This window comes from Kitasatospora sp. NPDC093102, assembly GCF_040683915.1.
Classification (GTDB): domain Bacteria; phylum Actinomycetota; class Actinomycetes; order Streptomycetales; family Streptomycetaceae; genus Kitasatospora.
This window is the reverse complement of the sequence record NZ_JBFBFA010000036.1, coordinates 47,581-71,851: the sequence shown is the minus strand read 5'-3', so window position 1 is coordinate 71,851 and position 24,271 is coordinate 47,581. Positions and strand designations below refer to the sequence as shown.

Sequence of the window (24,271 nt, the reverse complement as noted above, 5' to 3'; positions counted from 1 at the left end):
GCCGGCCGCGGGGCGTGCGGCCGGGTTCGTACGCACTGTCGGACCCGTACGCGATGATCGGCGGGTGCGATCTCTGCCGAGCATCATCCACCTCGACATGGACGCCTTCTTCGCGGCGGTGGAGCAGGCGGCCAAGCCGAGCCTGCGCGGCAAACCGGTGATCGTCGGCGGGCTCGGCGGGCGCGGGGTGGTCTCCACGGCCTCGTACGAGGCCCGGAGATTCGGGGTGCACTCGGCGATGCCGATGGCTCAGGCGCGTCGGCTCTGCCCCAACGCAGCCTTCCTGTCGGGGCGGTTCGAGGCCTACCGGCAGAACAGCGAGATCGTGATGGGGCTGCTGCGGCAGCTGTCCCCGCTGGTGCAGCCGCTCAGCCTGGACGAGGCCTTCGTGGACCTGGAAGCCGGTCCGTACGGCCCGGCGCTGCTGGAGGCGGACCACGAGACCGGCGAGCGGCTGGTGCTCGCGCTGGCGGAGGACCTGCGGGCGGACATCCAGCGGCTGACCGGGCTGACCGGCTCGGTCGGGGCGGCCGGGTCCAAGCTGATGGCCAAGATCGCCTCCGAGCAGGCCAAGCCGGACGGGCTGGTCATGATCGAGCCCGGGCAGGAGCGGGCCGTGCTCGGCCCGATGCCGGTGCGGGCGCTGCCCGGGATCGGGCCGGCCACCGAGCAGGTGCTGCGCCGGGCCGGGCTGAACACGGTGGCCGACCTCGCGGAGGCGGGGGAGGCGGAGCTGGTACAGCTGGTCGGGCGGGCGCACGGCGCCGGGATCTTCCAGATGTCGACGGGGCTGGACGACCGGCCGGTGATCGCCGACCAGGACGCCAAGTCCGTGTCGGTGGAGGACACCTACGAGGTGGACCTGGCCGACCGGGAACGGGTGCTGCGCGAGGTGGAGGCGCTGGCAGGCCGGTGCGTGCGGCGGCTGCGGGCGGCCGGGCGCTCGGGGCGGACGGTGGTGCTCAAGGTCCGGCGGTTCGACTTCTCGACGCTGACCCGCTCGGAAACGCTCGGCGGGCCCACCGACGACGAGTCGGTGATCACCGCGACGGCGCGCCGGCTGGCCGAACAGGTGGACATCACCGGCGGGGTCCGGCTGCTCGGCGTGGGCGTCGCCCAACTCGCCGACTACACCCAGGAGGACCTGTTCGCGCAGGTGCTGCGGGAGGAAGCCGCGGAGCACGCGGAGGCGGCGGCCGAGGCCGAGGAGGCCGAGGAGGGGCCGGAGGCCGTCGTGGTGCGGCGCTGGATGCCCGGACAGGACGTCCGGCACGAGGAGTTCGGGCCGGGCTGGGTGCAGGGCAGCGGTGTCGGGAGGGTCACCGTGCGGTTCGAGACGCCGTGGAGCGAGCCGGGGCGGGTGCGGACCTTCGCAGTGGACGACCCGGCGCTCGAACCGTCCCGGCCGCTGCCGCTGCGCCGGGACGAGGGCGAGGACGGCGTGCCGGGCGCGGATGCGGCCGACGGGGCGCAGGAGGAGGCCTGAAACACGAAGCGGCCCCGCCCGGTGGGGGAGTACCGGGCGGGGCCGATCACCGTACCGGACGCCGTACGGTCGTGATGCCCTCGCGACGTACGGAGACCGGGGCCCCGCGCCCTGTCCCTGAGCGCGGGGGCCGGACGCCTCGTCAGGCGTCGGTCTTGACCAGCTCGGGGCTGGAGTCCTGCTGGGCCGAGCCGCCGAGGACGACCGGGGTGGCGGCCGACGTGGTGCCGCGGATCAGGAACGGGACGACACCGGCGACGATGCAGATGACGGCCGCGGTCCAGAACGCGTGCTTGTAGGCGTCCAGGGTGGGCAGGGAGAGCGGGATCTGCGGCGGCAGCTTCATGGTGTCGCCGGTGAGGATGGCGGCCATGACGGCGGTGCCGATCGCGCCACCGACCGTGCGCAGCACGGAGTTCATGCCGTTGGCGATGCCGCTCTGCTCGGCCGGGACGGCGCCGTTGATGTAGGCCGGCATCGCGGCGAAGGCGAGGCCCACGCCGAGACCGAAGATCGCCGAGGCGGTGTAGATGTCGCCCTCCCGTCCGTGGCGCACGGCCAGGTAGGCCATCGCCACGGCGCCGAGGACGCCACCGAGGACCAGCGGCAGGCGCGGGCCACGACGGGCGATCAGCAGGGCGCCGACCGGCGCGGCGACCATCGAGCCGATCGCGGACGGCAGCAGCATGATGCCGGCGTGCAGCACGGTGGCGGTGAAGCCGTAGTGGGTCAGCTTCTCCGGGGTCTGGGCGAAGTTGCTGATGACCATGAAGGAGCCGTACATGCCGAAGCCGATGAGCAGGCCGGCCACGTTGGTGAAGGCGACGGCCGGACGGGCCATCATCTTCATGTCCACCAGCGGGTGCGCGACCTTGGTCTCGATGATCCCCCAGACCAGGGCGACCACGGCGGCGACGGCGAACAGGCCGAGGGTCTTGTTGGAGGCCCAGCCCCAGTGGTTGCCCTGGCTGACCGCGACCAGCAGCGCGGAGAGCCAGCCGGCCAGGGTGAGGGCGCCCAGCGGGTCGGCGCCGCCGTCCTTGTCGGTGACCGGGTCGGACGGGACGCGGAAGGCGACCAGGGCGACCGCGATCAGGCCGAAGACCAGGCCCATCCAGAAGATCGACTTGTAGTTCCAGTGCTCCAGCAGGAGGCCGGTGGCGACCAGGCCGAGGCCGGAGCCGACGCCCATCGAGGCGCTGATGGCGGCGACACCGCCGGTCACCTTCTGCCTGGGCAGCTCGTCGCGGACGATGCTGATCGCCAGCGGCAGGACGCCACCGCCGGCGCCCTGGAGGACGCGGGCGACGACCAGCCAGGTGAAGGAGTGGGTGCTGACCGCCAGCGCCGAACCGGCGACCAGGCCGGCCAGCGAGATCAGCAGCATCGGCTTGCGGCCCCGGAGGTCGCCGAAGCGGCCCAGGAGGGGAGTCAGCACGGCTGCGGAGAGCAGGTTGGCGGTCATCAGCCAGGTGATGCTGGAGGCGGAGACGCCCAGTTCCTTGGCCAGCGAGGGCAGGATCGGGACGACCGCGGTCTGCACCACGCTGAACGACAGCATCGCCAGGATGAGGGCCGGCAGGACCCGGGCGCTGCTCTGCTTCTCGGCCGCGGTGGTGGGCTGTGGTGCCTCACTCACGGTTGCTTCCTCCCGTACATAGTGAATGAACTGAAGTAACCATGCAGGGGGATACTTCAGAGTGTCAAATATCGAGTGGTTAAGCTTTGGCAAAGGAGAAGGGTCGGGTACGCGACAAGGGGCTGTGGTGGGTGTGGAGGGCGCCTGCGGCGGGCGGAGGTGGGGCGGGGGCGAGGGCGCTTCGGCGGAGGTGAACGGTCGGGTACGCGATCAGGGCCCCGGACGGTGTCCGGGGCCCTGATCGTGGGTGCTGTCAGACGAGCGGCCGCAGCGGGGAGGAGTGGGGCGGGGTGGCGGGCGGGGTCGATCCGGTCGGCGGGGTTGCCGACGGCGAGGCGGGGGGCTGGGTGGCGGTGGTGTCGTGGACCTCGACGTGTTCGCGGCGGAGTTCGTCCCGGATCACCTCCTCGGTGGTGTACCGCTCGACGACCAGGCGGACCCGTTCGATGGGGGCGAGGTGCTTGCGGACCACCGCGCGTTCCTCTCGGAGGGTGACCTCTTCGACGGCCTCGGCGATCTCCTTCTCGGTGAGCGCGGCGCGCTCGGCGTCGCTGACCGGCGTCCGCTCGACCCGGACGCGCTCGCGGACCACCGGGACGCGGCGCTCGACCTGTTCGGTCGTCACGTACTTGCGCAGCTTCGCGGTGCCGAGGGTGTGCCACTCGGTGGTGATGTCCAGCCGCTCCTCGCGGCAGGTGATCTCCACCGGGCTGCTGGGGGCGGCGCCGGCCTTCTCGGTGGTGGTGGTCGCCGCGCGGGCGTCGGTGGGGGTGGATGCGGGATGCGGCCTCGGTTCCGCGGCGGGTGTGGCGGTGGGATGCAGCCTTGGTCCCGCGGTGGGGGCGGCGGTGGGGGTGGAGGTGGGATGTGGCCTCGGTTCCGCGGCGGGTGTGGCGGGTGTGGCGGGTGTCGCGGTGGGAGCGGAGGTGGGATGCAGCCCCCTTGGTCCCGCGGCGGGTGTGGCAGGCGCGTCGGTGGGGGTGGATGCGGGATGCGGCCTCGGTCCCGCGGCGGGTGTGGCGGGTGTCGCGGTGGGGGCGGAGGTGGGATGCAGCCTTGGCCCCGCGGCGGGTGTGGAGGTGGGCTGCGGCTGCGGCCTCGGTCCCGCAGTGGGTGCGGCAGGTGCGTCGGCGGGGGCGGCGGGGGGCGCGGCCGGCGGGAAGGTGGTGGCAGCCGTGGGGGTGCCGAGGTTCCGCATGTCGGCCTCCGGGGGGGTCCTGGGTGTGTCGGCGATTGGGGGTGCAGCGGCAGCGGGGGTTCTGGCCGGGGCGGCTTCGGGGGAGTGCTCGGAGGTGTGGAAGGTGAGCGACTTGGCCGGGGCTGCCGCGGCCGTCGTGGTGGCGGCCGCGGTGGTGCCGAAGTCGAGGTCGGGCTGCTCGGCGTGGCTCACGTCATTGCCGTCCGGGCGGCCGTCCGCCAGGGTGTCGAGCCCGTAGTAGCGGTAGAGCTGGAGCTCCTGGGCGGGTGACAGGTGCTGGCCGACGCCGAAGTCCGGCGACTCCTTCACCAGTGACTTGTCGTACGGCACCCGGAGTTCGTCGCCGGAGAACTCACTCGTGGTCAGCGGGACGAAGGCGTCCCGGCCGAAGATGCCGGTCCGGACCGCGGCCCACTCGGGCCGGCCGGTGGCGTCGTCCAGGTAGACCTCGTCGACCGTGCCGATCTTGTCTCCGTTGCGGTCGACGGCTTTGTGACCGATGAGGTCCCGCGGGTCGATGTCGGTCTGCACTCTTTCCTCCCGTGCACTGGGCCTGCGGAACTCCCGCAGGAAGGCGGTCGAAGCGCCCGTTCCGTCCATCACTTCACACCAAAAGCCATGAATCGGACGGGTGCGACCGGGGTGCGCCGGACGGGCTGCTCGTTGGACCGTCCGGGGGACGCGCGTAGACCCCGAGTGACCTGACGCACCCGTGATCGGGGGGCCTCCCGCTGGTACCCTGGGCGACGACCGCAGAGCCCGCTCGGGAGAGTCTCCGACTGCGAAAACCGCTGGTCGGAGCGCCGAAGGAGCAACTCCTCCCCGGAATCTCTCAGGCATCCGTACCGTGTGGGGTAGGTCACTCTGGAAAGCAGGGCAGGGGCGTCGGCACGGGAGCCGGCGATCACCACCCTCACCGACGGTGCAAGCCGGCGGAGCGCCCACAGCGCCCCGTGCGGGTGAAGCTCTCAGGTCCCGATGACAGAGGGGGAGGCCTGTCGGGTTCGCTCGCCCAGGCTGGTCCGCTGTCCGCAGCGGTGAAGGCCGGCCGGCGTGCGTACCCCCGCCGGTCCGTGACCAGGAGGCCTCGACCACCATGAACGCCCAGCCGAACGCGGGACGCCCCACCGGCGCCTCGACCCTCACCGAGCTTGAGCTGGCCAGCCCCTTCGAGAACCGCCACATCGGCCCCGACGCCCCCGCGCAGGAGAAGATGCTGGCGTCCGTCGGCTACGGCTCGCTGGACGAGCTCGCCGCCACCGCGGTGCCCGAGGCGATCCGCTCCATCACCGCCCTGGACCTGCCCGCGGGCCGGACCGAGGCCCAGGTCCTCGCCGAGCTGCGCGAGCTGGCCGGCCGCAACCAGGTGCTCCAGCCGATGATCGGCCTGGGCTACTACGGCACGTTCACCCCGCCGGTGATCCTGCGCAACGTCATGGAGAACCCGGCCTGGTACACCGCCTACACCCCGTACCAGCCGGAGATCTCGCAGGGCCGCCTGGAGGCGCTGCTCAACTTCCAGACCGTGGTCTCCGACCTGACCGGCCTGCCGACCTCCGGCTCCTCGCTGCTGGACGAGGGCACCGCGGCCGCCGAGGCGATGGCGCTGGCCCGCCGCGTCACCAAGGTCAAGGGCGGCGTCTTCCTGGTCGACGCCGAGACCCTGCCGCAGACCGTCGCGGTGATCAACACCCGCGCCGTGCCGACCGGCGTCGAGGTCGTCGTCGCCGACCTGTCCGAGGGCATCCCGGCCGAGATCGCCGAGCGCGGTGTCTTCGGCGTGCTGCTCCAGTACCCGGGTGCCACCGGCGTGGTCCGCGACCTCGCCCCGCTGATCGAGCAGGCGCACGGTCTGGGCGCGATCGTCGCCGTCGCCGCCGACCTGCTCGCGCTGACCCTGCTCAAGTCCCCGGGTGCGCTGGGCGCCGACATCGCCTGCGGCACCTCGCAGCGCTTCGGCGTGCCGATGGGCTTCGGCGGCCCGCACGCCGGCTACCTGTCGGTGCGCGCCGAGTACGCCCGCTCGCTGCCCGGCCGCCTGGTCGGCGTCTCCGTCGACGCGGACGGCAACCGCGCCTACCGCCTGGCGCTGCAGACCCGCGAGCAGCACATCCGCCGCGAGAAGGCCACCAGCAACATCTGCACCGCCCAGGTGCTGCTCGCCGTGATGGCCTCGATGTATGCCGTCTACCACGGCCCGGACGGCCTGGCCGACATCGCCCGCCGTACCCACCGCTACGCCGCCGCCCTCGCCGAAGGCCTGCGGGCCGGCGGCGTCGAGCTGCTGCACGGCGAGTTCTTCGACACCGTCACCGCCGTCGTCCCGGGCCGCGCCGCCGAGATCGCCGCCGCTGCCCGCGCCAACGGCATCAACGTCCACCAGGACGGCGCGGACCGGATCTCCGTCTCCACCGACGAGACCACCACCCGCGAACACCTGGCCGGCGTCTGGGCCGCGTTCGGCGTCCCCGCCGTCGAGGTCGCCGAGGCCGCCGAGGCGCTGCCCGCCGCGCTGCTGCGCGAGGACGAGTACCTGACCCACCCGGTCTTCCACAGCCACCGCTCGGAGACCGCCATGCTGCGCTACCTGCGCCGCCTGTCGGACCGGGACTACGCGCTGGACCGCGGCATGATCCCGCTGGGCTCCTGCACCATGAAGCTCAACGCGACCACCGAGATGGAGGCGGTGACCTGGCCGGAGTTCGGCCAGCTGCACCCCTTCGCGCCGATCGACCAGGCCCAGGGCTTCCTGACCCTGATCCGCCAGCTGGAGCAGCAGCTGGTCGAGGTGACCGGCTACGACGCCGTGTCGATCCAGCCGAACGCGGGTTCGCAGGGCGAGCTGGCCGGCCTGCTCGCCGTGCGCGCCTACCACCACGCCAACGGCGACACCCAGCGCGACGTCTGCCTGATCCCGTCCTCGGCGCACGGCACCAACGCGGCCTCCGCGGTGATGGCCGGCATGCGCGTGGTCGTGGTGAAGACCCTGGTCGACGGCGACGTGGACGTCGATGACCTGAAGGCCAAGATCGAGAAGCACCGCGACAACCTCGCCGTGCTGATGGTCACCTACCCGTCCACCCACGGCGTGTACGAGACCCAGATCACCGACATCTGCGCCCTGGTGCACGAGGCCGGCGGCCAGGTGTACGTGGACGGCGCCAACCTGAACGCCCTGGTCGGCCTCGCCAAGCCGGGCAAGTTCGGTGCGGACGTCTCGCACCTGAACCTGCACAAGACCTTCTGCATCCCGCACGGCGGTGGCGGCCCGGGCGTCGGCCCGGTCGCGGTGCGCGCCCACCTGGCGCCGTACCTGCCGAACCACCCGCTCCAGGCGGAGGCCGGCCCGGCCACCGGCGTGGGCCCGATCTCGGCCGCGCCGTGGGGTTCGGCGGCCATCCTGCCGATCTCCTGGGCGTACGTCCGGCTGATGGGCGGCGAGGGCCTCAAGCACGCCACCCAGGTCGCGGTGCTGAACGCCAACTACATCGCCAAGCGCCTGGCGCCGCACTTCCCGGTGCTCTACACCGGTCCGGGCGGGCTGGTCGCGCACGAGTGCATCATCGACCTGCGCCCGCTGACCAAGGAGACGGGCGTGACGGTGGACGACATCGCCAAGCGCCTGATCGACTACGGCTTCCACGCGCCGACGATGTCCTTCCCGGTGGCCGGCACGCTGATGATCGAGCCGACCGAGTCCGAGGACCTGTACGAGATCGACCGGTTCTGCGACGCGATGATCACCATCCGGGCCGAGATCGACAAGGTCGGCTCGGGCGAGTGGTCGGCCGACGACAACCCGCTGCGCAACGCCCCGCACACCGCCGCCACGCTGGCCGGCGACTGGGCGCACGGCTACTCGCGGCAGGAGGCGGTCTTCCCGGCGGGCGTCAACCCGGCGGACAAGTACTGGCCGCCGGTGAGCCGGATCGACGGCGCGTACGGCGACCGCAACCTGGTCTGCTCCTGCCCGCCGCTGGACGAGTACGGCGTCTGACCGGTCCGGGCCCGAGGATGTCCGGGCCGACGGCAGGGCCCCGGCGGAGCTTCCGCCGGGGCCCTGCCCGTTGCGCTGGTCGAGTCGGCGGCTGCCCCCGCCGTACGGCCGGACCGGGTGGTCAGGCCGCGTGGGCGATGGGGCGGCGCGGGGCGATCACCCGGCCGTCGGGCAGCAGTTCTCCGGTGTCCTCGAACAGGACGACGCCGTTGCAGAGCAGGCTCCAGCCCTGCTCCGGGTGGCGGGCCACCGACGCGGCCGCCTCGCGGTCCTCGGACTCGGCCGACGGGCACTCAGGACGGTGCTGGCACATACGCGTACCCTCGCTTCGCTCTGCGATCCTCCCCGTGGTGCGGTCGCCGGAGGTCGTGCCGTCCGGAGCCGCCGTGGTGGTCGGATCCTGTCCGCGCGCCGGCCAGGTGTGGACCGGCGCTCAAGTGGGTAGGACAGGTGGTCCTTCCACGCTGCTTCCCAGTGTCGGCATCTGCGGACCCGCGCGCAGGGATTTCGTGACATGCGCCACAACTCCCGGGCACAGATCACCCGTTCAGGTGGGGCCGACGGGAAAAGGCGCCCCAGCGGGTCAGTCGGGGCATGGCCCGATCGGGCCATGCCCCGACTGACCCGGGTGGGTGGTCGCCGTTCGGGTGACGGGCTTCGGGGTGGAGGTGCGGGCACGGCCGAGGGCCGCCGGGCAGGTGGGCCCGGCGGCCCGTGGGGCGCCGGCGGGTCAGGAGGAGCCGAGCAGCAGTGGCCTGGCGAGCGGGGCGCGGGCGAGCAGCGGCAGCAGTTCGGCGGCCGGGCAGGCGCGGTGCGCGGTGACGCCGAGCGGGGCCGGGGCCAGGGGGATCAGCAGGTCGGCGGCCGGGCCGGCGTCGGGGCTGTGCAGCCAGAGCGCCGTGGCGTACTGGCCGGGGAAGGTCAGCAGCCGGGGCTGTCGGCGGGTCCGGGAGCCCTGGGCGAGCTGCCAGGCCTCGCGCAGTGCCCGGACCGTCGAGTCGAGGTAGGGGCCGGCGGTGAAGTGGGAGAAGCTGTGGCCCTCGGCGCTCTGCACCACCTCGGCGGCGGCGGCCACCTCGGCGCCGTCCTTGATCAGGAAGCGCCAGCCGGTGCGGCGGGCGGCCGGGAGCTCCGGGCGCGGGCCGTTCAGGACGTGCACCGCGAGCGGGTGGGCGGGGAGCAGTGGGCCGGTCGGATGGCGCAGCGCTGCGGCGGCGGGTTGGCGCAGCGCGGTCTCCGAGTCGAGCGCGCCCAGGACCGCGCGCAGGGCGCTCGGCGGGGGCTGAGGGGGTTGCAGAGTCATGGCGGGGTCCGCCTCTCCAAGCGAGATCGGCGTGCGAATGCGGCATACCGGCGTGGCGCGGCGACGCGTCTTCGGTGACGGGGCCCGGCCGTGTCCGGTTGTGCAGGATCGCGGTGCCGGCACGGTCGTCGCCGTCGACGAGGGCTTCGGGGCGAGGCGGACCGGCCGGAGCGCTGTGCAAATTCGAACAGGTGCGCAGGGTGATCTGTTTATCACAGGCCGTGGTGCCGAGCAAGTCCACAGTTCTTCTGATTTTCCGTCAGATGCCTTGCAATGCAAGCCAGTACGCGCGTTCGGGTATCGATCTTCGAGGTGGGCATGATGCTTGCACGGTCGGTCGACCGGGTGCTCGACGGGGTGGCTCTGGAGGAGGGGACCGTGGGCGAGAAGGTCGTGGCGACTCGGGCGGAACTGGCGGACCGGCAGCTGTACCGGCGCAAGCTCCACACGTGTCTCGAAGCGCTCGGACGGATGCTCCGGGAGGACCGCTTCGACCGGCCGCGGGCGGTGATGGGCCTGGAGATCGAGCTCAACCTGGCCGACGAGCAGGGCCTGCCGGCCATGAACAACGCCCAGGTGCTGAGCGCGATCGGATCCAGCGACTTCCAGACCGAACTGGGCCGGTTCAACATCGAGGTCAACATCACGCCGCACCGGCTCTGCGGGCACGTCTTCGAGGAACTGCGCGAGGAGATCGACACCGGTCTGCGCTACGCCGACCGGCAGGCGGCCGAGGCCGGCGCCCGGATCGTCATGGTGGGCATCCTGCCGACCCTGGAGCACGGCCACACCGGGCTGGACGCGATGAGCCACAACCAGCGGTACAGCCTGCTCAGCGACCAGATCCTGGCCGCCCGCGGGGAGGACATCGCGCTGGACATCGAGGGGGTCGAGCGCCTCCAGCTGGAGTCGATCACCATGGTGGCCGAGGCCGCCGCCACCTCGCTCCAGCTGCACCTCCAGGTGACCCCGGAGCGGTTCTCCTCGGTGTGGAACGCGGCCCAGGCGATCTGCGGGCCGCAGCTCGCGCTCGGCGCCAACTCGCCGTTCCTGTTCGGGCGGGAGCTGTGGCGGGAGACCCGTCCGGTGCTCTTCCAGCAGGCCTGTGACACCCGTACGGCGGAACTCAAGGCGCAGGGCGTGCGCCCGATCACATGGTTCGGCGAGCGCTGGGTGGACTCGGCGTACGACCTGTTCGAGGAGAACCTGCGGTACTTCCCCGCGCTGCTGCCGATCTGCGACGACGAGGACCCGCTGAAGGTGCTGGCCTCCGGCGGGGCGCCCAGGCTCGCCGAGATGCGGCTGCACAACGGCACCATCTACCGCTGGAACCGCCCGGTGTACGACGTCGCGGGCGGGGTGGCGCACCTGCGGGTGGAGAACCGGGCGCTGCCGGCCGGACCGACGGTGGCCGACACGCTGGCCAACGCCGCCTTCTACTACGGGCTGGTGCGGGTGCTCGCCGAGCAGCCCAGGCCGGTCTGGACCCGGCTTCCGTTCGAGCGGGCGGACGAGAACTTCCGGCAGGGCGCCCGGTACGGCATCGACGCGGTGTTCCAGTGGCCGCGCCCCGGGCGGGCCGGGCGCGGCGGCGGGCTGCAGACCGTGTCCGCGGTCGACCTGGTGCTGAACGACCTGCTGCCGATGGCCTACCAGGGCCTCGACGAGTGGGGCGTGGAGCCCGCCGACCGGGACCGCTACCTGGGCATCATCGAGCAGCGCTGTCTGCGCCGCACCAACGGCGCGTCCTGGCAGACCGCGACCTTCCACCGGCTGCGCGAGCAGTACGGGATGGACCGGCCGGCCGCGCTCGCCGCGATGACCAGGCGCTACGCCGAACACATGCGCGGCGGCGAGCCGGTGCACACCTGGCCGGTGGGCTGAGACCTCCTCACCGGGCCGCCCGGCGGCTGTGTCAGGATGATCGCTCCGGCGGTCGGCCGACGGCCGGAGCGACCGCCCGTCCGCTGGAGCCCCCGTGACCACCGTCCCGACCGCGCCGGAGACAGCGAAGCCCACCCGTCGGCTGTTCGGCGTGGAGCTGCTGATCGTCCTCGGCCTCTCCCTCGGGGCCAGTGGGATCAGCGCGTTGATCAGCTTCACCGGCTCGCTCACCGAACCGCTCAAGCTCGGCCAGCAGGTCGCCACGCTGAACGGCTCGCGGGCGCCCGGGCGGCCCTGGCTGGACCTGGTGTGGCAGCTGTACTACGTCGGGCGCGGGCTGATGCCGGTGGTGCTGGTCGGCTACCTGCTGGTGCGCGAGGGCGTCGCGCTGCGGGTGCTGGGCTTCGACCTCGGGCAGAAACTGCGCGACCTGGGGCGGGGCGCCGCCGTCGCGGCCGCGATCGGCGGGTCGGGGCTGGCGCTCTACCTGGCCTCGCAGGCGGCCGGGTACAACCTGACGGTGGCGCCGTCCGGGCTGCCGGACGTCTGGTGGCGGCTGCCGGTGCTGGTGCTGTCGGCCTGGCAGAACGCCATCCTGGAGGAGGTCGTCGTCCTCGGCTACCTGCTGCGCCGGGTGGGGCAGCTGGGGTGGTCCTGGCCGGCGGCGGTGGCGGCGAGTTCGGTGCTGCGCGGCTCGTACCACCTGTACCAGGGGGTCGGCGGGCTGGTCGGCAACATGGTGATGGGCGTGGTGTTCTGCCTGCTGTACCGGCGGTGGGGGCGGGTGATGCCGCTGGTGGTGGCGCACGCGCTGATCGACACGGTGGCCTTCGTCGGGTACGCGCTGCTGGCCGGGCACGTCAGCTGGCTGCCGACCCCTTGAGTGACAGCGCCCGGCCGCGCGGCGGGCGGGCGAGCAGCCGGTCGACGTGCCGGCGCTCCAGGCCCTGGCCGGGGTCGACGCGCAGCAACAGGCGGTCCCGGCGCCAGAGGGAGCGGCGGACCAGCCGGGGCGGGATGACGTCGTCCACCCAGGCGAACGGCCGGCCCTCGGCGTAGCGCAGCAGCGGGGCCCACTTGGCCGCGGAGAACAGCTCCATCAGCGGGACGCGCGGGTCGCCGGGCTGGGGGACGTAGCCGGTGAAGGTGACCACCGGGAGCGGGTCCAGGCCGATCGCCGGGGCGATGTGGGAGTTGGCGTGGTCCTCCCAGGTGGTGGCCCAGACCAGGTCGTACGTTCCGGCGAGCTCGCGCAGCCAGGCGCCGTGCCGGGTGGACAGCAGGACGGTGTAGCCGAACAGGGGGTGGGCGTCGAATCCGGTGTCCGGGTGCGGGCAGAGCGGGTTCAGGACGCCGTCGACGTCCAGGAACAGCAGTGGCTTCGGCACCGGTGGCCCCTCGGAGACGGTGGTGTTTCCTGACTGCTCGGACGCCCCTCGCGCACCTCCGGTTGCCCACGGGTGGGCGCACGTGGGGCGCACAGGGCGCTCACGGAGCGGGCGCGGGCTCGCTGACGGGCACCGGTGCGTCCGTCGTGCTTCGGCGGCTCAGCCGACGCACCTGCGGGTCCACCAGGACGACCGCGCTGAGCACCAGACAGATGACGGCGCACGCCCAGAGCGCGCCGGACAGGCCGAGCGCCACGGCGGCGGGGCCGGCCAGCGCGGTGCCGACCGGGGCCAGCGAGTAGGAGCCGAGTTCGTCGTACGCGGTGACCCGGGAGAACATCTCCTCGGGTATCTCCTGCTGGAGCGCGACCATCCAGTTGACGCCGAAGACGGTGACGCCGACGCCGGACAGGAACATCGCGACGACCAGCAGCGGCAGCGGCACCCCGGCGGCGAGGGCCAGCGCGGGCACGCCGAACAGGAAGACCCCCCAGTTGCCGACCAGCAGGATCCGGCGGGGCCGCCAGCGCGTCATCAGTACACCTGTGGCCACCAGGCCCACGCCGTAGGCGGACATCGCCAGGCCCCAGGAGCCCGCGCCGCCGAGCCGCTCCTCGGCGGCGGTCGGCCCGTACACCGACTCCACCGCGTTGATGCAGGCGACCAGGACGGAGAACTGGAGCACGATCACCCAGAGCCAGCGGCGGGAGGCGAACTCCCGCCAGCCCTCGCGCAGATCGCGCAGCATGCTGCTGCCGGAGGGGGCGGGTCCCTTCTCCGGCTCCAGGAAGAAGCGGAGGGCGGCGGCGATCAGGAAGCAGAGGGCGTCCAGGGCGAGCACCCAGCCGGGGCCGACGACGGCGGTGAGCGCGCCGCCGAGCGCGGCACCGCCGATCTGGGAGGCGTTGAGGCCCATCCGGAAGACCGCGAAGGCGCGGGCGGCGTGCTCCTGGGGGACGGCCTGCATGATCATGCCGCCGGAGGCGGGGGCGTAGAGGGCGTAGCCGGCCCCGCCGGCCGCGGAGAGTGCCAGCATCTGCCAGAGCCGGACGTCCCCGGTCAGGACCAGGGCGGCCAGGATGGCCTGGGAGACCCCGCTGAACACATTGGCGGCGACCATGATCAGGTGGCGCGGCAGCCGGTCGGCGAGGGTGCCGCCGACCACCATGAGCAGCACGGTGGGCACCAGCCGGGCGGCGGTGACGTAGCCGAGGTCGGTGGTGGTGCCACCGGTGCCGAGTACGGCGAAGGCGGTGGCGATGGGGGCGCCGGCGTTGCCGAGGCCGCTGATCACGGTGGCGGCGGTCTGGATGCGGAAGTTGCGGCTCGCCCAGGCGAAGCGACGTGAGGGTGGGGTCGGCACCTGGCGACTATGCCGTGGGGTCGTACGGGTGTCCATCGTTTTTCATGCCGGGGCCGCCGGAGCGCGGGGTTTCAGCCGAGGTGGCCCCAGAGGAAGGTGAGGGTGCGGCGCCAGGCGATCCGGGCCTGGAGCGGGTCGTAGGTGCCGAGCAGGTTCTCGTCGTTCATGAAGGCGTGACCGGCCGGGTAGAAGTGGATCTCCGGGCGGACGTCGGTGGCCTCGCCGATCCGGATCGCGGCCTCGTCCACGGTGGCCATCGGGATCGAGCCGTCCCGCTCGCCGAAGTGGCCGAGCACATGGGCGGTCAGCCCGCGGTAGTCGAAGTCGGGGTCGGGCGGCAGACCGTAGAACGGGACCACGGCGGCCACCTTGTCGCCGGCCCCGGCGGCCAGCAGCAGGGCGAAGCCGCCGCCCATGCAGAAGCCGACCACCCCGACCGCGTCGCCGACCACGCCGTCCAGCGCGAGCAGGTGGTCGACGGCCCCGGCCAGGTCCTCCACCGCCCGGTCGACCGGGAGCTCGTGCATGAGCCGGGCCGCCTCGGCGCCGTCGTGGGTGGTGGCGCCGCCGAACAGGTCGGGGGCGAGGACGGTGAAGCCCTCGGCGGCGAAGCGGTCGGCCACGTCGGCGACGTGCGAGGTGAGCCCCCACCACTCCTGGACGACCACCAGGCCCGGCCCGACGCCCTGCGGAGGGCGGGCCAGGTAGCCGTGCGCGGTACGGCCGTTGCTCGGGAAGGTGATGTTCTGCCGGGAGCCGCCCTGGTCAGGCATGGTTTCCTCTCGGTGGGTCGGGCCGCGAGCGGCGGGGTTCGGCGGGGCGGGCCGGGGTCAGCCCATCTCCTCCAGGGCGCGGCCCTTGGTCTCCTTGATGCAGAAGGCCACGAACGGGATGGAGAGCAGCGCGAAGGCCGCGTAGATGGCGTACGTCGCGGAGAGGTTCCAGTCGGCGAGGTCCGGGAAACTGACGGTGATCGCCCAGTTGGCGATCCACTGCGCCGAGGCGGCGACGGACAGCGCCAGCGCGCGGATCCGGTTGGGGAACATCTCGCCGAGCAGGACCCAGACCACCACGCCCCAGGAGAAGGCGAAGCAGAGCACGAAGACGTGCGCGGCGATCAGGGCGACGACGGCGTGGGTGTTGTCCAGGGTGGCGGTGTTGCCGGTGCCGTGCCGGTAGGAGAACGCCCAGGCGGCGGTGCCCAGGGCGGCCGCCATGCCGATCGAGCCGGCCATGGCCAGCGGTTTGCGGCCGATCCGGTCCACCAGGGCCATCGCGATCACCGTGCCGATCACGTTGATGATCGAGGTGGAGAGGCTGATCAGCAGCGAGTTGGACTCGTTGATGCCGACCGACTGCCACAGGAAGGACGAGTAGTAGAAGATCACGTTGATGCCGACGAACTGCTGGAACACCGAGGCACCGATGCCGACCCAGACGATCGGCAGCAGGCCGAAACGGCCGTCCGTCAGGTCCTTGAGCCGGGGCTTGTGAGCGGACTCCAGCACCGCGCGGATCTCGGCCACCCGGGCGTCCAGGTCCACGCCCTCGCCCTCGACCTCGACCAGCACCTTGCGGGCCTGCGCCTCCCGGTGGTCGGCGATCAGGAAGCGCGGCGACTCCGGGATGGCGAGCGCCATCAGCCCGTACACCAGGGCCGGGATGGCCTCGACGCCGAGCATCCACTGCCAGGCCTGGATGCCGCCGAGGTGGTTGGTGGACTCGCCGCCGGCGGCCTGGTTGAGGGCCCAGTTGGCGAGCTGGGAGACGGTGATGCCGAGCACGATCGCCATCTGCTGGAAGGAGGCGAGCCGGCCGCGGTAGGCGGTCGGGGCGACCTCGGCGATGTAGGTGGGGGCGATCACCGAGGCGATGCCGATCGCGATGCCGCCGACCACGCGCCAGGCGGCGAGGGCCTCGATGTTCGGCGGGAACATCGAGCCGATGCCGCTGGCCGCGAACAGCACGGCGGCCAGCAGCATGGTGCGGACCCGGCCGAGGTGGTCGGCGAGCCGGCCGGCGATCACCGCGCCCACCGCCGAGCCGAGCAGCGCGATGGCCACCACGAAGGCGGTGGTGCCGTGGCCGACCCCGAAGTGCTTCTGGATGCCCGTCACGGCGCCGTTGATCACCGCGCTGTCGTAGCCGAACAGGAAGCCGCCCATCGCGGCGGCCGCCGAGATGAACACCACGTGGCCGAGGTGGGCCTCGCCGGCTGCCCGTTGGCTGTTGACTGAGGACACGCGCGCTCCCGGGGTGGACGGGCCCGCTCCGACGCCGAGTGGGCAGGGCTCGTCTCACATTCGAGCAGCGCCGCGGCCGCCCTGCGCGAGTTGGAAGCCGACCGGGTGATCCTCGGTCAGCCGGCGGTGCGCGGTCGGTCGGTGCGCAGGGCCGGGCCGTACGAGCGGTCGGTGTGCGGGGCGTTGTCCAGGGGGCCGGTGGTGCCCTCCGGGGAGGTTCGCGGTACGGCGGTGCGTCGCCGGTGACGGCGGAGCAACTGGGTACGGGCGGCGGCGTACTGGTCGCGGCCGCGCCCCCGGCCGCCGGCACGTTCGGCCAGCCGGTCGGCGATCGCGTACTGCGCCTCGGCGGGCTTCTTGTCGTCGTACTTGAACTTGGCCCGCACCTCGTTCACGGTCAGCCGGAGCCCGCGCAGCCCGGGCAGCTGCCGGGCCAACTCGCCCTCGCCGGGCACCACCCGGACCTCCGGCGTCTCGGGCTGGAAGTGTGCCAGCTGGCGGTTGAGGATCTCCGCCTTGGCGGCCGCGGACTCCACCACCTCGGCGGTGCAGTGGAAGTGGACCGAGGCGTAGTAGCTGGTGGGCGTGCCCGGTGTGCCGCGCCAGTGGCCCGGGGCGAAGGCGTAGCCGTCGGTGACCGCGAGGGTGACCTGCGGGTCGGCCCGGACGGCGGCCAGCAGCGGGTTGGGCGCGGCGAGATGGAGCAGGACCTCGCCGCGTTCGGCGTCCAGCAGGAAGTGCGTCGGGACGAGCACCGGGCCCTCGCCGGGGCCGCCGTTGGCCGCGAGCAGGCCGAAGTCGCGGCCCTCGGCCAGCCAGGCGCGCCACTCGTCCTCGTCGCCGCGGTCCCAGGATCTGATCAGCACGGGTGGGCCTCCCGTCAGCGGGGGTAGCCGCGCAGGTGCGCGGGGAGCGGGACGGTGGTGCCGGGGTGCGGCTCGGGGGTGCCGTGCACGGTGGTGACCGGGATCAGGCCGGACCAGTGCGGCAGGCCGGCGTCCTCCGGGTCGTCGTCGGCGCCGTCCTCGCGGGTCTTGGCCGAGACCTCGTCCAGCTCCAGCCGGATGACGGCGGTGGCGGCGAGCTCCTTGGCATTGGCCGGACGGACCTCGGCGGAGCGCCCCGGTATCGCGTGGTCGACCAGGGCGGCGAGCGCGACGTCCAGCTCCCCGGGGTCGGTGACCTGGTGCGCGGTGCCGTGGGCGACCACCGAGCGGAAGTTCACCGAGTGGTTGAACGCGGACTTGGTCAGCACCAGCGCGTCGACCTGGGTGACGGTGATGCAGACCGGCATGCCCTGCTCGCCGGAGGCGTTGCGCAGCGGACGGCTGCCGGTGGAGCCGTGGACGTAGAGCCGGCCGCCGACCCGGGCGAAGATGGTCGGCAGGACCACGGGGGCGCCGTCGACCACGAAGCCGAGGTGGCAGATGTAGGCGCTGTCGAGGATGGCGTGGATCTCCTCCTGCTCCCAGGTGGCCCGGTCCCGGTAACGGGTGGGGGTGGTCCTGGGGGTACGGGAGTAGCTGGGCGAACCTTCCGGGCTGGCTGACATGACATCCTCTATGTACTAGTGCATAATTTGCTTTGTGCTAGGAGACTATCCGCTGACAGGGCGACGCGCCAGCGAAATCGCGGCCCGCATCGAGCAGGGCGTGAGCAGCGGGCAGCTCGCCCCCGGGACGGCGCTGCCCCCGCTGCGCGACCTCGCCGCCGAACTGGGCGTCAATCCCAACACCGTCGCCGCCGCCTACCGGCTGCTGCGCGACCGCGGCGTGATCGAGACCGCCGGCCGCAAGGGCAGCCGCATCCTTCCCAGGCCCGCGCTCACCCCGCGCGACCAGATCCGCATCCCCGTCCCGCCGCACGCCCGCGACCTGTCCACCGGCAACCCCGACCCGGCCCTGCTGCCCGACCTCGCCCAGGCCCTCGCGGCCGCTGCCGAGGCCGCGCGCACCGACCCGGTGCTGTACGGGCACGAGGCCGTCGACCCGCAGCTGCTCGCGCTCGCCCGTGCCTCCTTCGAGGCCGACGGCCTGCCCGGCGGCCCGATCGCCGTCGCCTCCGGTTCGCTGGACACCATCGAACGGATCCTCGGCGCCCGGCTGCGCCCCGGCGACGCGGTGGCCGTCGAGGACCCGGGCTGGGGCAGCCTGCTCGACCTGCTGCCCGCGCTGGGGCTGAGGCACGTGCCCGTCCGGCTGGACGACGAGGGCCCGCTGCCGGACGCACTGGCCGCGGCGCTGGCCGAGGGCGTCCGGGCCGTGGTGGTCACCAGCCGGGCGCAGAACCCGACCGGGGCGGCGCTCACCGCGCGGCGGGCCGAGGCACTGAAGGCCGTCCTGGCCGGGCACCTTGGCGTGCTGCTGATCGAGGACGACCACGGGCACGGCATGGTCGACCAGCCGTACCACCCGCTGGTCGGCGCCGGCACCCGGCACTGGGCGGTGGTGCGCTCGGCGGCCAAGGCGTACGGGCCGGACCTGCGGGTCTCGGTGGCGGTCGGCGACCAGGAGACGATCGGGCGGGTGGCCGGCCGGCTGCGGCTGGGCGCCGGCTGGGTCAGCCACCTGCTGCAGCGCACCGTCGCGGAGCTGTGGCGCAGCGACGCCGCGCCGGTCGACCGGGTGGCCGCCGCGTACCGGGCCCGGCGGGACGCGCTGCTGGGCGAGCTGGCGGCCCGCGGGATCGCCGCGCACGGGCAGAGCGGGCTGAACGTCTGGGTGCCGGTGCCGGACGAGACCTCGGTGCTGGCGGCGCTGGTGCAGCGCGGCTGGGTCGCGGCGCCCGGCGCGCGGTACCGGATCCAGTCGCCGCCCGGGCTGCGGTTCACCACGGCGCAGCTGGAGGCGGCGCAGGCGCGCGAGCTGGCGGAGGACCTGGCGGCGGTGCTGGGGGCGGGCGGGGGCGGGTCGCGGCTGGTGTGAACCCCGGGGCGGGGTGAGCCCCAAGGTGGGTGGATCCCGTCACGGGTGGGGCAGGTGTGGCGGGTGTGAACCGCGGGCGGCATCCGGTCGTCGGCTGCCCGCCTGGTCTGAACCCGGCGGTAACAAAAGCGGAAACCTCGCGCAGATGCCTAGCGGTAGGCAGCGCGGGCATGTCATCTTCTTCGCGCCACCGGCCGGCGGCCCACCCTCACCCACGCGTCTTCCCGTTCCCCATGCCCGGGAAGACCGAGTCGCAGGAGTTCCGCAGTGCCCGAGAACTGTTCGAGCATCACCCGCAGCACCGCGCGCCCCGGCCGACGGCTGCTCACCGCAGCCCTCGCCCTCCCGCTCGCCGTCGCGGGCCTGGCCGTCGCCTCGCCGGCCTCCGCCGCACCGGCCGTACCGGCCGCCGTGCCGTCCGGGCCCACCGCCAGCGTCACGCTCGGCGACAGCTACATCTCCGGGGAGGCCGGCCGCTGGAAGGGCAACTCGGCCGGTACCAGCGGCAGCCGCAACGGCACCGATCGGGCCTGGACCGGCAGTTCGTACGACCCCTCGCGGGTCTACGGCGCCACCGCCGCGAGCGGGTGCGACCGCTCGGACGTCGCCGAGGTGCTCAGCGCCTCGACCGGGTCCCAGAACGAGATCGACCTGGCCTGCTCCGGTGCCGTCACCGCGAACGTCTTCCGCGCGGCCAACGGCGGGAAGTCGTTCAAGGGCGAGGCCCCGCAGGCCGACCAACTCGCCACCGTGGCACGGCAGAACAACGTGAAGCTGATCACCCTGTCGATCGGCGGCAACGACCTGGGCTTCGCGGACGTCATCTCCAACTGCGTGCAGGACTACCTGATCTGGTACTCGTACTGCCACGACTCCGCGCAGTCCTCGATCGACTCGAAGATGCCCACGGCGATGGCCGGGGTCGGCAAGGCGATCGACGAGATCCGCGCGGTGATGGCCGACGCCGGTTACGCGCCGTCGGACTACCGCCTGGTGCTGCAGTCCTACCCGTCGCCGATCCCGCGCAGTGCCGAGATGCGGTACCCGGAAAGCGGCTGGACCCGCTCCAACACCGGCGGCTGCCCGTTCTGGGACGGGGACGCCGACTGGGCCCGTGACTCGATGGTGCCGCAGATCTCCCGGGCGCTGGCGGGCGTCGCCGCCGCCAAGGGCGCGCAGTTCCTGGACCTGTCGGACATGCTGCAGGGCCGCGAGGTCTGCTCGACGGCCACCCGGCAGCCGACCGTGAGTTCCGGCCCGTCGGCGACCACCAGCGAGTGGGCGCGCTTCCTGGACGGCGGGCTCAACTCCACGCAGGGCGCGCTGCAGGAGTCGATGCACCCCAACTACTACGGCCAGCAGGCGGTCGGGCGCTGCCTGACGCTGCTGTGGGGGCGCCCGAGCGGCGACTACGCGTGCCGAAACACGGCCGGGCAGGACGCGAGCGGGATGTACCTGACCGCACGGTGACCGCGTGATCCGGCGCCCCCGCGGTCAGGCCGCGGGGGCGCCGTTCGGCTGTGCTGCTCAGCCCTTGGCGAGCAGGGACTGGGCGTGCGCGCGTACCTGATCCTTCGTCAAGTACGCGTCGGTGTACTCGAAATCCCGCAACCTGGCGGGCTGGCGGGAGAGGAAGCCGATGCGGACGAAGTCGTCGCCTGCGGTCGCGTTGAGCAGCCAGTTGGTGCTCACCCGGAACTTGGCCACGTTGGTGCGCATCGCCATCAGGTGGTAGCCGCGCGCCACCACCTGGGCCGGAACCCCGTGCAGCTCCACGCCGAGCGGCTTGGAGACCGCGTCCTTGCCGCCGAGGTCGACCACCAGACCCAAGTCCTTGTGGTAGTACGGCTCCAGGGGCTGGTTGCGGAGCGAGGCGATCACGTTGCTCGCGACCGTGCGACCCTGGCGGGCGGCGTGCTGGGCGGTCGGCGGGCAGACCGCGCCGTCGCCCTTGGCGAGGTCGGGGACGGCGGCGGCGTCGCCGAGCGCGAACACGCCCTCGAACTGCGGCACCCGCATCTCCGCCGTCACGGCGAGCCGGCCGCGGACCGTCTCGGCGTCCAGGGTGCCGATCAGCGGGCTCGCCGCCACGCCGGCGGTCCAGATCAGCGTGCGGCAGGGGAGTACCCGGCCGTCGGTGAACTTGACCGTCTCGGCGCCGACTTCGGCCACCGAGACGCCCAGCGACACCTCGATCCCGCGGTTGCGCAGCACCTCCAGGGCGGCCTCGCCGAGCGGGTCGCCGAGCTCCGGCATCAGCTTCGGGGCGATGTCGATCAGGTGCCACTTGATCTGCCGGGCGTCCAGGCGCGGGTAGCGGTGGGCGGCGGCGGTGGTCAGGCGCTGGAGGCAGGCGGCCGTCTCGGTGCCCGCGTAGCCGCCGCCGACCACCACGAACTGGAGCCGGGACTCGCGTTCCTTCTGGTCCAGGGTGGCGGAGGCGAGGTCGAGTTGGGCGATCACGTGGTCGCGGACGTAGGCCGCCTCGGCGAGCGTCTTCATGCCGCGGGCGTAGTCGGTGAGGCCGGGGATGTCGAAGGTGCGGGTGACGCTCCCGGGGGCGAGCACCAGGAAGTCGTACTTCTGCGCGACCACCTCGTCGGTGACCTTGCGGACGACGCACACCTTGGAGGCCGGGTCCACCCCGATGGCGCCGCCGGGGAGGATGTGGGTGCGGCGCAGCGAGCGGCGCAGGGAGACGGCCACGGACTGCGGGGTGAGGACGCCGGCCGCGACGTGGGGGAGGAGGGGGAGGTAGAGCTGGTAGCTGAACGGCGTGACCAGCGAGATCTCGGCCTCCGACGGTGACAGCTTGCGTTCGAGGCGGCGGGCGCACTCCAGGCCGGCGAAGCCACCGCCCACGATCAGGATCCGAGGTCGTTCCATCGCTCATCCCTTTGCCGTGAAGGTCCCCGTTGCTGTCCGCCACACTCGCACGGAGCAGCGGGGGCTGCCACTGGGGCGGGGCGGATGAGGGAGCGGTGAGGACGGGGCCGCGGGAGGTGCCCCGGGGCGGGGCGGGGGCCGTGGGGAGGGGAGGCGAGGTGGGGTGCCGGCGTGGCGTGCGGGGTGGCGGCGGGCGGAAGAGAGAGGAAGGGGCGCGGACACCGATAAGCTGTCGGCCGTGCTCCCCGAGGTGACGGCGATCCGGTACGTGACGCCACTGCGAGAAGGCGGCTCGATGCCGGGCCTGGTCGAGGCCGACGATCGGCGGCTGTACGCGCTGAAATGGGTCGGTGCGGCGCAGGGCCGAAAGGCGCTGGTCGCGGAGGTGCTGGCCGGGGAGCTCGGCCGGCGGCTCGGGCTGCCGGTGCCGGAGCTGGTGACGATCGACCTGGACCCGGTGCTCGCGCGCAGCGAGCCGGACCACCAGATCCAGGAACAGATGCGCGCCAGCGGCGGGACCAACCTCGGGATGGCCTTCGTCAGCGGTGCGCTCAACTTCGACCCGCTCTGCTTCGAGGTGGACCCGGAGCTCGCCGGGCAGGTGCTCTGGTTCGACGCGCTGATCGGCAACGTCGACCGGTCCTGGCGCAACCCCAACCTGCTGGTGGCGACCGGCGGGCTGCGGCTGATCGACCACGGCGCGAGCCTGATCTTCCACCACAACTGGTCGGGCGCCGCCGCCTGGATCCGCCGTCCGTACGACGCCTCCGACCACGCGCTGCTGCGGGCCCAGCCGGACCTGGCGGCGGCCGACAAGGCGCTCGCGCCGCTCGCCGAGGCGGCGATCGAGGACGCGGTGGCGCAGATTCCGGAGGTCTGGCTGGTGGACGAGTTCGGCTTCGACTCGCCCGGCGAGGTGCGCGCCGCGTACCGTGCCCAACTGACCGAGCGACTGGCCGGTCCGCGTGACTGGCTGCCGGAGGTGCCCGCATGACCGAGCCCGTGCTGCCCGCATTGCCGGCCACCATCGAGCTGCACGACTACGAGTACGCCGTGATCCGCGCGGTGCCGAGGGTCGAGCGCGGTGAGTGCGTCAACGTCGGGGTGCTGCTGTACTGCCGGCAGAGCTCGCACCTGGCCGCGCGTACCCACCTGGACCAGGCCCGGCTTCTGGCGCTGGACCCGGTGGCGGACGTGCAGGGCGTGCGGCGGGCGCTGCACGGGATCGAGGCGGTCTGCCACGGCGGGCCGGAGGCCGGTCCGGCGGCGGGGGACAGCGCCGGGCAGCGGTTCCGCTGGCTGACCGCGCCGCGCAGCGCGATCGTCCAGCCGGGGCCGGTGCACACCGGGCTGACCGCGGACCCGGAGGCGGACCTGCGGCGACTGTTCGACCAGTTGGTGCTGTAGGGCGCCGGGCGGGTGTGAGCGGGTGTGAGGTGTCTCGCCGACGGTTGCCCCGGTCAAAGCTTGAGTTGCTGAAGCACCTGGTCGTACGCTGACCCCATGGGTTCGACAGCGACGACGACCGTACCGACCAACGCCGAGTTGATGGAGGCGTTGGCCGCCGTCGGTGCCGCGTACTTCCAGGACTTCGCGGCGGCCGCGGCCCGGCATGGGCTCTCCTCCTCGCAGGCCAAGGCGCTGGGCGCGGTGCAGGAGCCGGTGCCGATGCGGGCGCTGGCCGGGCGGCTGGGCTGCGACGCGTCGAACGTCACCGGGATCGTGGACCGGCTGGAGTCGCTGGGCCTGGCCAACCGTGAGGCGGCGGCGGGTGACCGCCGGGTCAAGATCGTGGTGATCACGGCCGAGGGCCGGGAGATCCTGAACCGCATCCGCGGCGAGATGGCCCGGACCCACCAGGCCTTCGAGGCGATGACCGACGAGCAGCGGGTCGCCCTGCACTCGATCTGCGCCCAGGTGCTGCCGGTGCTGGCCGGCCGTACGGGCGGCGCGCAGTAGC

20 protein-coding genes, 1 pseudogene and 1 riboswitch are annotated in these 24,271 nt (G+C 73.0%); of the genes and pseudogenes, 9 read left to right on the top strand and 12 right to left on the bottom strand.

The features are described from left to right. The first annotated feature begins 64 nt into the window (after positions 1–64). Positions 65–1,486 carry a DNA polymerase IV gene (locus AB0O11_RS30615; RefSeq protein ID WP_363393477.1) on the top strand — a complete coding sequence of 474 codons (1,422 nt, stop codon included), beginning with the start codon at positions 65–67 and terminating at the stop codon, positions 1,484–1,486. 142 nt (positions 1,487–1,628) lie between these two features. Here AB0O11_RS30615 and AB0O11_RS30610 read toward each other — a convergent pair whose 3' ends face one another. The 3 genes and pseudogenes from AB0O11_RS30610 to AB0O11_RS30600 form a co-directional block, all read right to left on the bottom strand. Beyond that, entirely contained in the window at positions 1,629–3,125 is a 1,497-nt protein-coding gene (locus tag AB0O11_RS30610) for an MFS transporter (RefSeq protein WP_363393475.1), read from the bottom strand. Between the two features lie 253 nt (positions 3,126–3,378). Further along, entirely contained in the window at positions 3,379–4,515 is a 1,137-nt protein-coding gene (locus tag AB0O11_RS30605) for a YsnF/AvaK domain-containing protein (protein ID WP_363393497.1), read from the bottom strand. A gap of 33 nt (positions 4,516–4,548) precedes the next feature. Next, a pseudogene (locus tag AB0O11_RS30600) lies at positions 4,549–4,854 on the bottom strand (PRC-barrel domain-containing protein); the annotation flags it as partial. Positions 4,855–5,077: 223 nt separating this feature from the next. After that, positions 5,078–5,181: riboswitch (glycine riboswitch) on the top strand. 238 nt (positions 5,182–5,419) lie between these two features. On the opposite strand from AB0O11_RS30600, the gene gcvP reads away from it, so the two are divergent. Next, positions 5,420–8,320 (top strand): aminomethyl-transferring glycine dehydrogenase, encoded by a 2,901-nt coding sequence (gcvP, locus tag AB0O11_RS30595; protein WP_363393473.1) that lies wholly within the window; start codon positions 5,420–5,422, stop codon positions 8,318–8,320. Between the two features lie 121 nt (positions 8,321–8,441). Here gcvP and AB0O11_RS30590 read toward each other — a convergent pair whose 3' ends face one another. Together AB0O11_RS30590 and AB0O11_RS30585 are read right to left on the bottom strand one after the other, a co-directional pair. Continuing rightward, entirely contained in the window at positions 8,442–8,633 is a 192-nt protein-coding gene (locus AB0O11_RS30590; protein WP_363393471.1) for a DUF5999 family protein, read from the bottom strand. Between the two features lie 417 nt (positions 8,634–9,050). Continuing rightward, on the bottom strand, positions 9,051–9,623 hold the full coding sequence (locus tag AB0O11_RS30585) for a hypothetical protein (protein WP_363393469.1): 573 nt from the start codon (positions 9,621–9,623) through the stop codon (positions 9,051–9,053). 378 nt (positions 9,624–10,001) lie between these two features. Here AB0O11_RS30585 and AB0O11_RS30580 point away from each other — a divergent pair, with 378 nt between their 5' ends. Continuing rightward, positions 10,002–11,507 (top strand): glutamate--cysteine ligase, encoded by a 1,506-nt coding sequence (locus AB0O11_RS30580; RefSeq protein ID WP_363393495.1) that lies wholly within the window; start codon positions 10,002–10,004, stop codon positions 11,505–11,507. A 94-nt stretch (positions 11,508–11,601) separates the two neighbouring features. Continuing rightward, the gene (locus AB0O11_RS30575) at positions 11,602–12,390 is read left to right on the top strand and encodes a CPBP family intramembrane glutamic endopeptidase (protein WP_363393467.1); all 789 of its coding nucleotides are present in this window, start codon (positions 11,602–11,604) and stop codon (positions 12,388–12,390) included. On the opposite strand, the gene AB0O11_RS30570 is transcribed toward AB0O11_RS30575, so the two are convergent. From AB0O11_RS30570 to AB0O11_RS30545, 6 genes are all read right to left on the bottom strand, one after another. Next, positions 12,368–12,895 carry an HAD domain-containing protein gene (locus tag AB0O11_RS30570; RefSeq protein ID WP_363393465.1) on the bottom strand — a complete coding sequence of 176 codons (528 nt, stop codon included), beginning with the start codon at positions 12,893–12,895 and terminating at the stop codon, positions 12,368–12,370. The genes AB0O11_RS30575 and AB0O11_RS30570 overlap by 23 nt on opposite strands. A 100-nt stretch (positions 12,896–12,995) precedes the next feature. Beyond that, positions 12,996–14,258: an MFS transporter gene (locus AB0O11_RS30565; RefSeq protein ID WP_363393463.1), complete on the bottom strand. Its 1,263-nt coding sequence runs from the start codon at positions 14,256–14,258 to the stop codon at positions 12,996–12,998. A 71-nt stretch (positions 14,259–14,329) separates the two neighbouring features. Further along, positions 14,330–15,031: an alpha/beta fold hydrolase gene (locus AB0O11_RS30560; RefSeq protein ID WP_363393461.1), complete on the bottom strand. Its 702-nt coding sequence runs from the start codon at positions 15,029–15,031 to the stop codon at positions 14,330–14,332. 57 nt (positions 15,032–15,088) lie between these two features. After that, positions 15,089–16,501: a sugar porter family MFS transporter gene (locus AB0O11_RS30555; protein WP_363393459.1), complete on the bottom strand. Its 1,413-nt coding sequence runs from the start codon at positions 16,499–16,501 to the stop codon at positions 15,089–15,091. Positions 16,502–16,617: 116 nt separating this feature from the next. Next, positions 16,618–17,367 carry an FMN-binding negative transcriptional regulator gene (locus AB0O11_RS30550; RefSeq protein WP_363393457.1) on the bottom strand — a complete coding sequence of 250 codons (750 nt, stop codon included), beginning with the start codon at positions 17,365–17,367 and terminating at the stop codon, positions 16,618–16,620. A 14-nt stretch (positions 17,368–17,381) separates the two neighbouring features. Next, positions 17,382–18,053: a pyridoxamine 5'-phosphate oxidase family protein gene (locus AB0O11_RS30545; protein ID WP_363393455.1), complete on the bottom strand. Its 672-nt coding sequence runs from the start codon at positions 18,051–18,053 to the stop codon at positions 17,382–17,384. A gap of 34 nt (positions 18,054–18,087) precedes the next feature. Here AB0O11_RS30545 and AB0O11_RS30540 point away from each other — a divergent pair, with 34 nt between their 5' ends. After that, the gene (locus tag AB0O11_RS30540; protein WP_363393453.1) at positions 18,088–19,425 is read left to right on the top strand and encodes an aminotransferase class I/II-fold pyridoxal phosphate-dependent enzyme; all 1,338 of its coding nucleotides are present in this window, start codon (positions 18,088–18,090) and stop codon (positions 19,423–19,425) included. Positions 19,426–19,692: 267 nt separating this feature from the next. Further along, positions 19,693–20,895, top strand: a complete 1,203-nt coding sequence (locus AB0O11_RS30535) for a GDSL-type esterase/lipase family protein (RefSeq protein ID WP_363393451.1) — start codon at positions 19,693–19,695, stop codon at positions 20,893–20,895. A gap of 57 nt (positions 20,896–20,952) precedes the next feature. On the opposite strand, the gene AB0O11_RS30530 is transcribed toward AB0O11_RS30535, so the two are convergent. Then, positions 20,953–22,311, bottom strand: a complete 1,359-nt coding sequence (locus AB0O11_RS30530; RefSeq protein ID WP_363393449.1) for an NAD(P)/FAD-dependent oxidoreductase — start codon at positions 22,309–22,311, stop codon at positions 20,953–20,955. Positions 22,312–22,549: 238 nt separating this feature from the next. Between AB0O11_RS30530 and AB0O11_RS30525 the strand changes: the two genes are divergently transcribed. The 3 genes from AB0O11_RS30525 to AB0O11_RS30515 all read left to right on the top strand — a co-directional run bounded on the left by AB0O11_RS30525 (position 22,550) and on the right by AB0O11_RS30515 (position 24,270). Next, positions 22,550–23,305, top strand: coding sequence for a HipA family kinase (locus tag AB0O11_RS30525; RefSeq protein WP_363393447.1), 756 nt, complete (start codon positions 22,550–22,552; stop codon positions 23,303–23,305). Next, positions 23,302–23,718, top strand: a complete 417-nt coding sequence (locus AB0O11_RS30520) for a DUF3037 domain-containing protein (RefSeq protein ID WP_363393445.1) — start codon at positions 23,302–23,304, stop codon at positions 23,716–23,718. Before AB0O11_RS30525 ends, AB0O11_RS30520 begins: the two co-directional genes overlap by 4 nt. 96 nt (positions 23,719–23,814) lie before the next feature. Next, entirely contained in the window at positions 23,815–24,270 is a 456-nt protein-coding gene (locus AB0O11_RS30515; RefSeq protein ID WP_363393443.1) for a MarR family transcriptional regulator, read from the top strand. Position 24,271: the final 1 nt, after the last annotated feature.

What these genes read in the sequence shown, in the direction of transcription:
- gcvP (WP_363393473.1), top strand. Translation starts at nt 5,420, where the DNA reads ATGAACGCCCAGCCGAACGCGGGACGCCCCACCGGCGCCTCGACCCTC.
- AB0O11_RS30590 (WP_363393471.1), bottom strand. Translation starts at nt 8,633, where the DNA reads ATGTGCCAGCACCGTCCTGAGTGCCCGTCGGCCGAGTCCGAGGACCGC.
- AB0O11_RS30585 (WP_363393469.1), bottom strand. Translation starts at nt 9,623, where the DNA reads ATGACTCTGCAACCCCCTCAGCCCCCGCCGAGCGCCCTGCGCGCGGTC.
- AB0O11_RS30560 (WP_363393461.1), bottom strand. Translation starts at nt 15,031, where the DNA reads ATGCCTGACCAGGGCGGCTCCCGGCAGAACATCACCTTCCCGAGCAAC.
- AB0O11_RS30545 (WP_363393455.1), bottom strand. Translation starts at nt 18,053, where the DNA reads ATGTCAGCCAGCCCGGAAGGTTCGCCCAGCTACTCCCGTACCCCCAGG.
- AB0O11_RS30530 (WP_363393449.1), bottom strand. Translation starts at nt 22,311, where the DNA reads ATGGAACGACCTCGGATCCTGATCGTGGGCGGTGGCTTCGCCGGCCTG.
- AB0O11_RS30520 (WP_363393445.1), top strand. Translation starts at nt 23,302, where the DNA reads ATGACCGAGCCCGTGCTGCCCGCATTGCCGGCCACCATCGAGCTGCAC.
- AB0O11_RS30515 (WP_363393443.1), top strand. Translation starts at nt 23,815, where the DNA reads ATGGGTTCGACAGCGACGACGACCGTACCGACCAACGCCGAGTTGATG.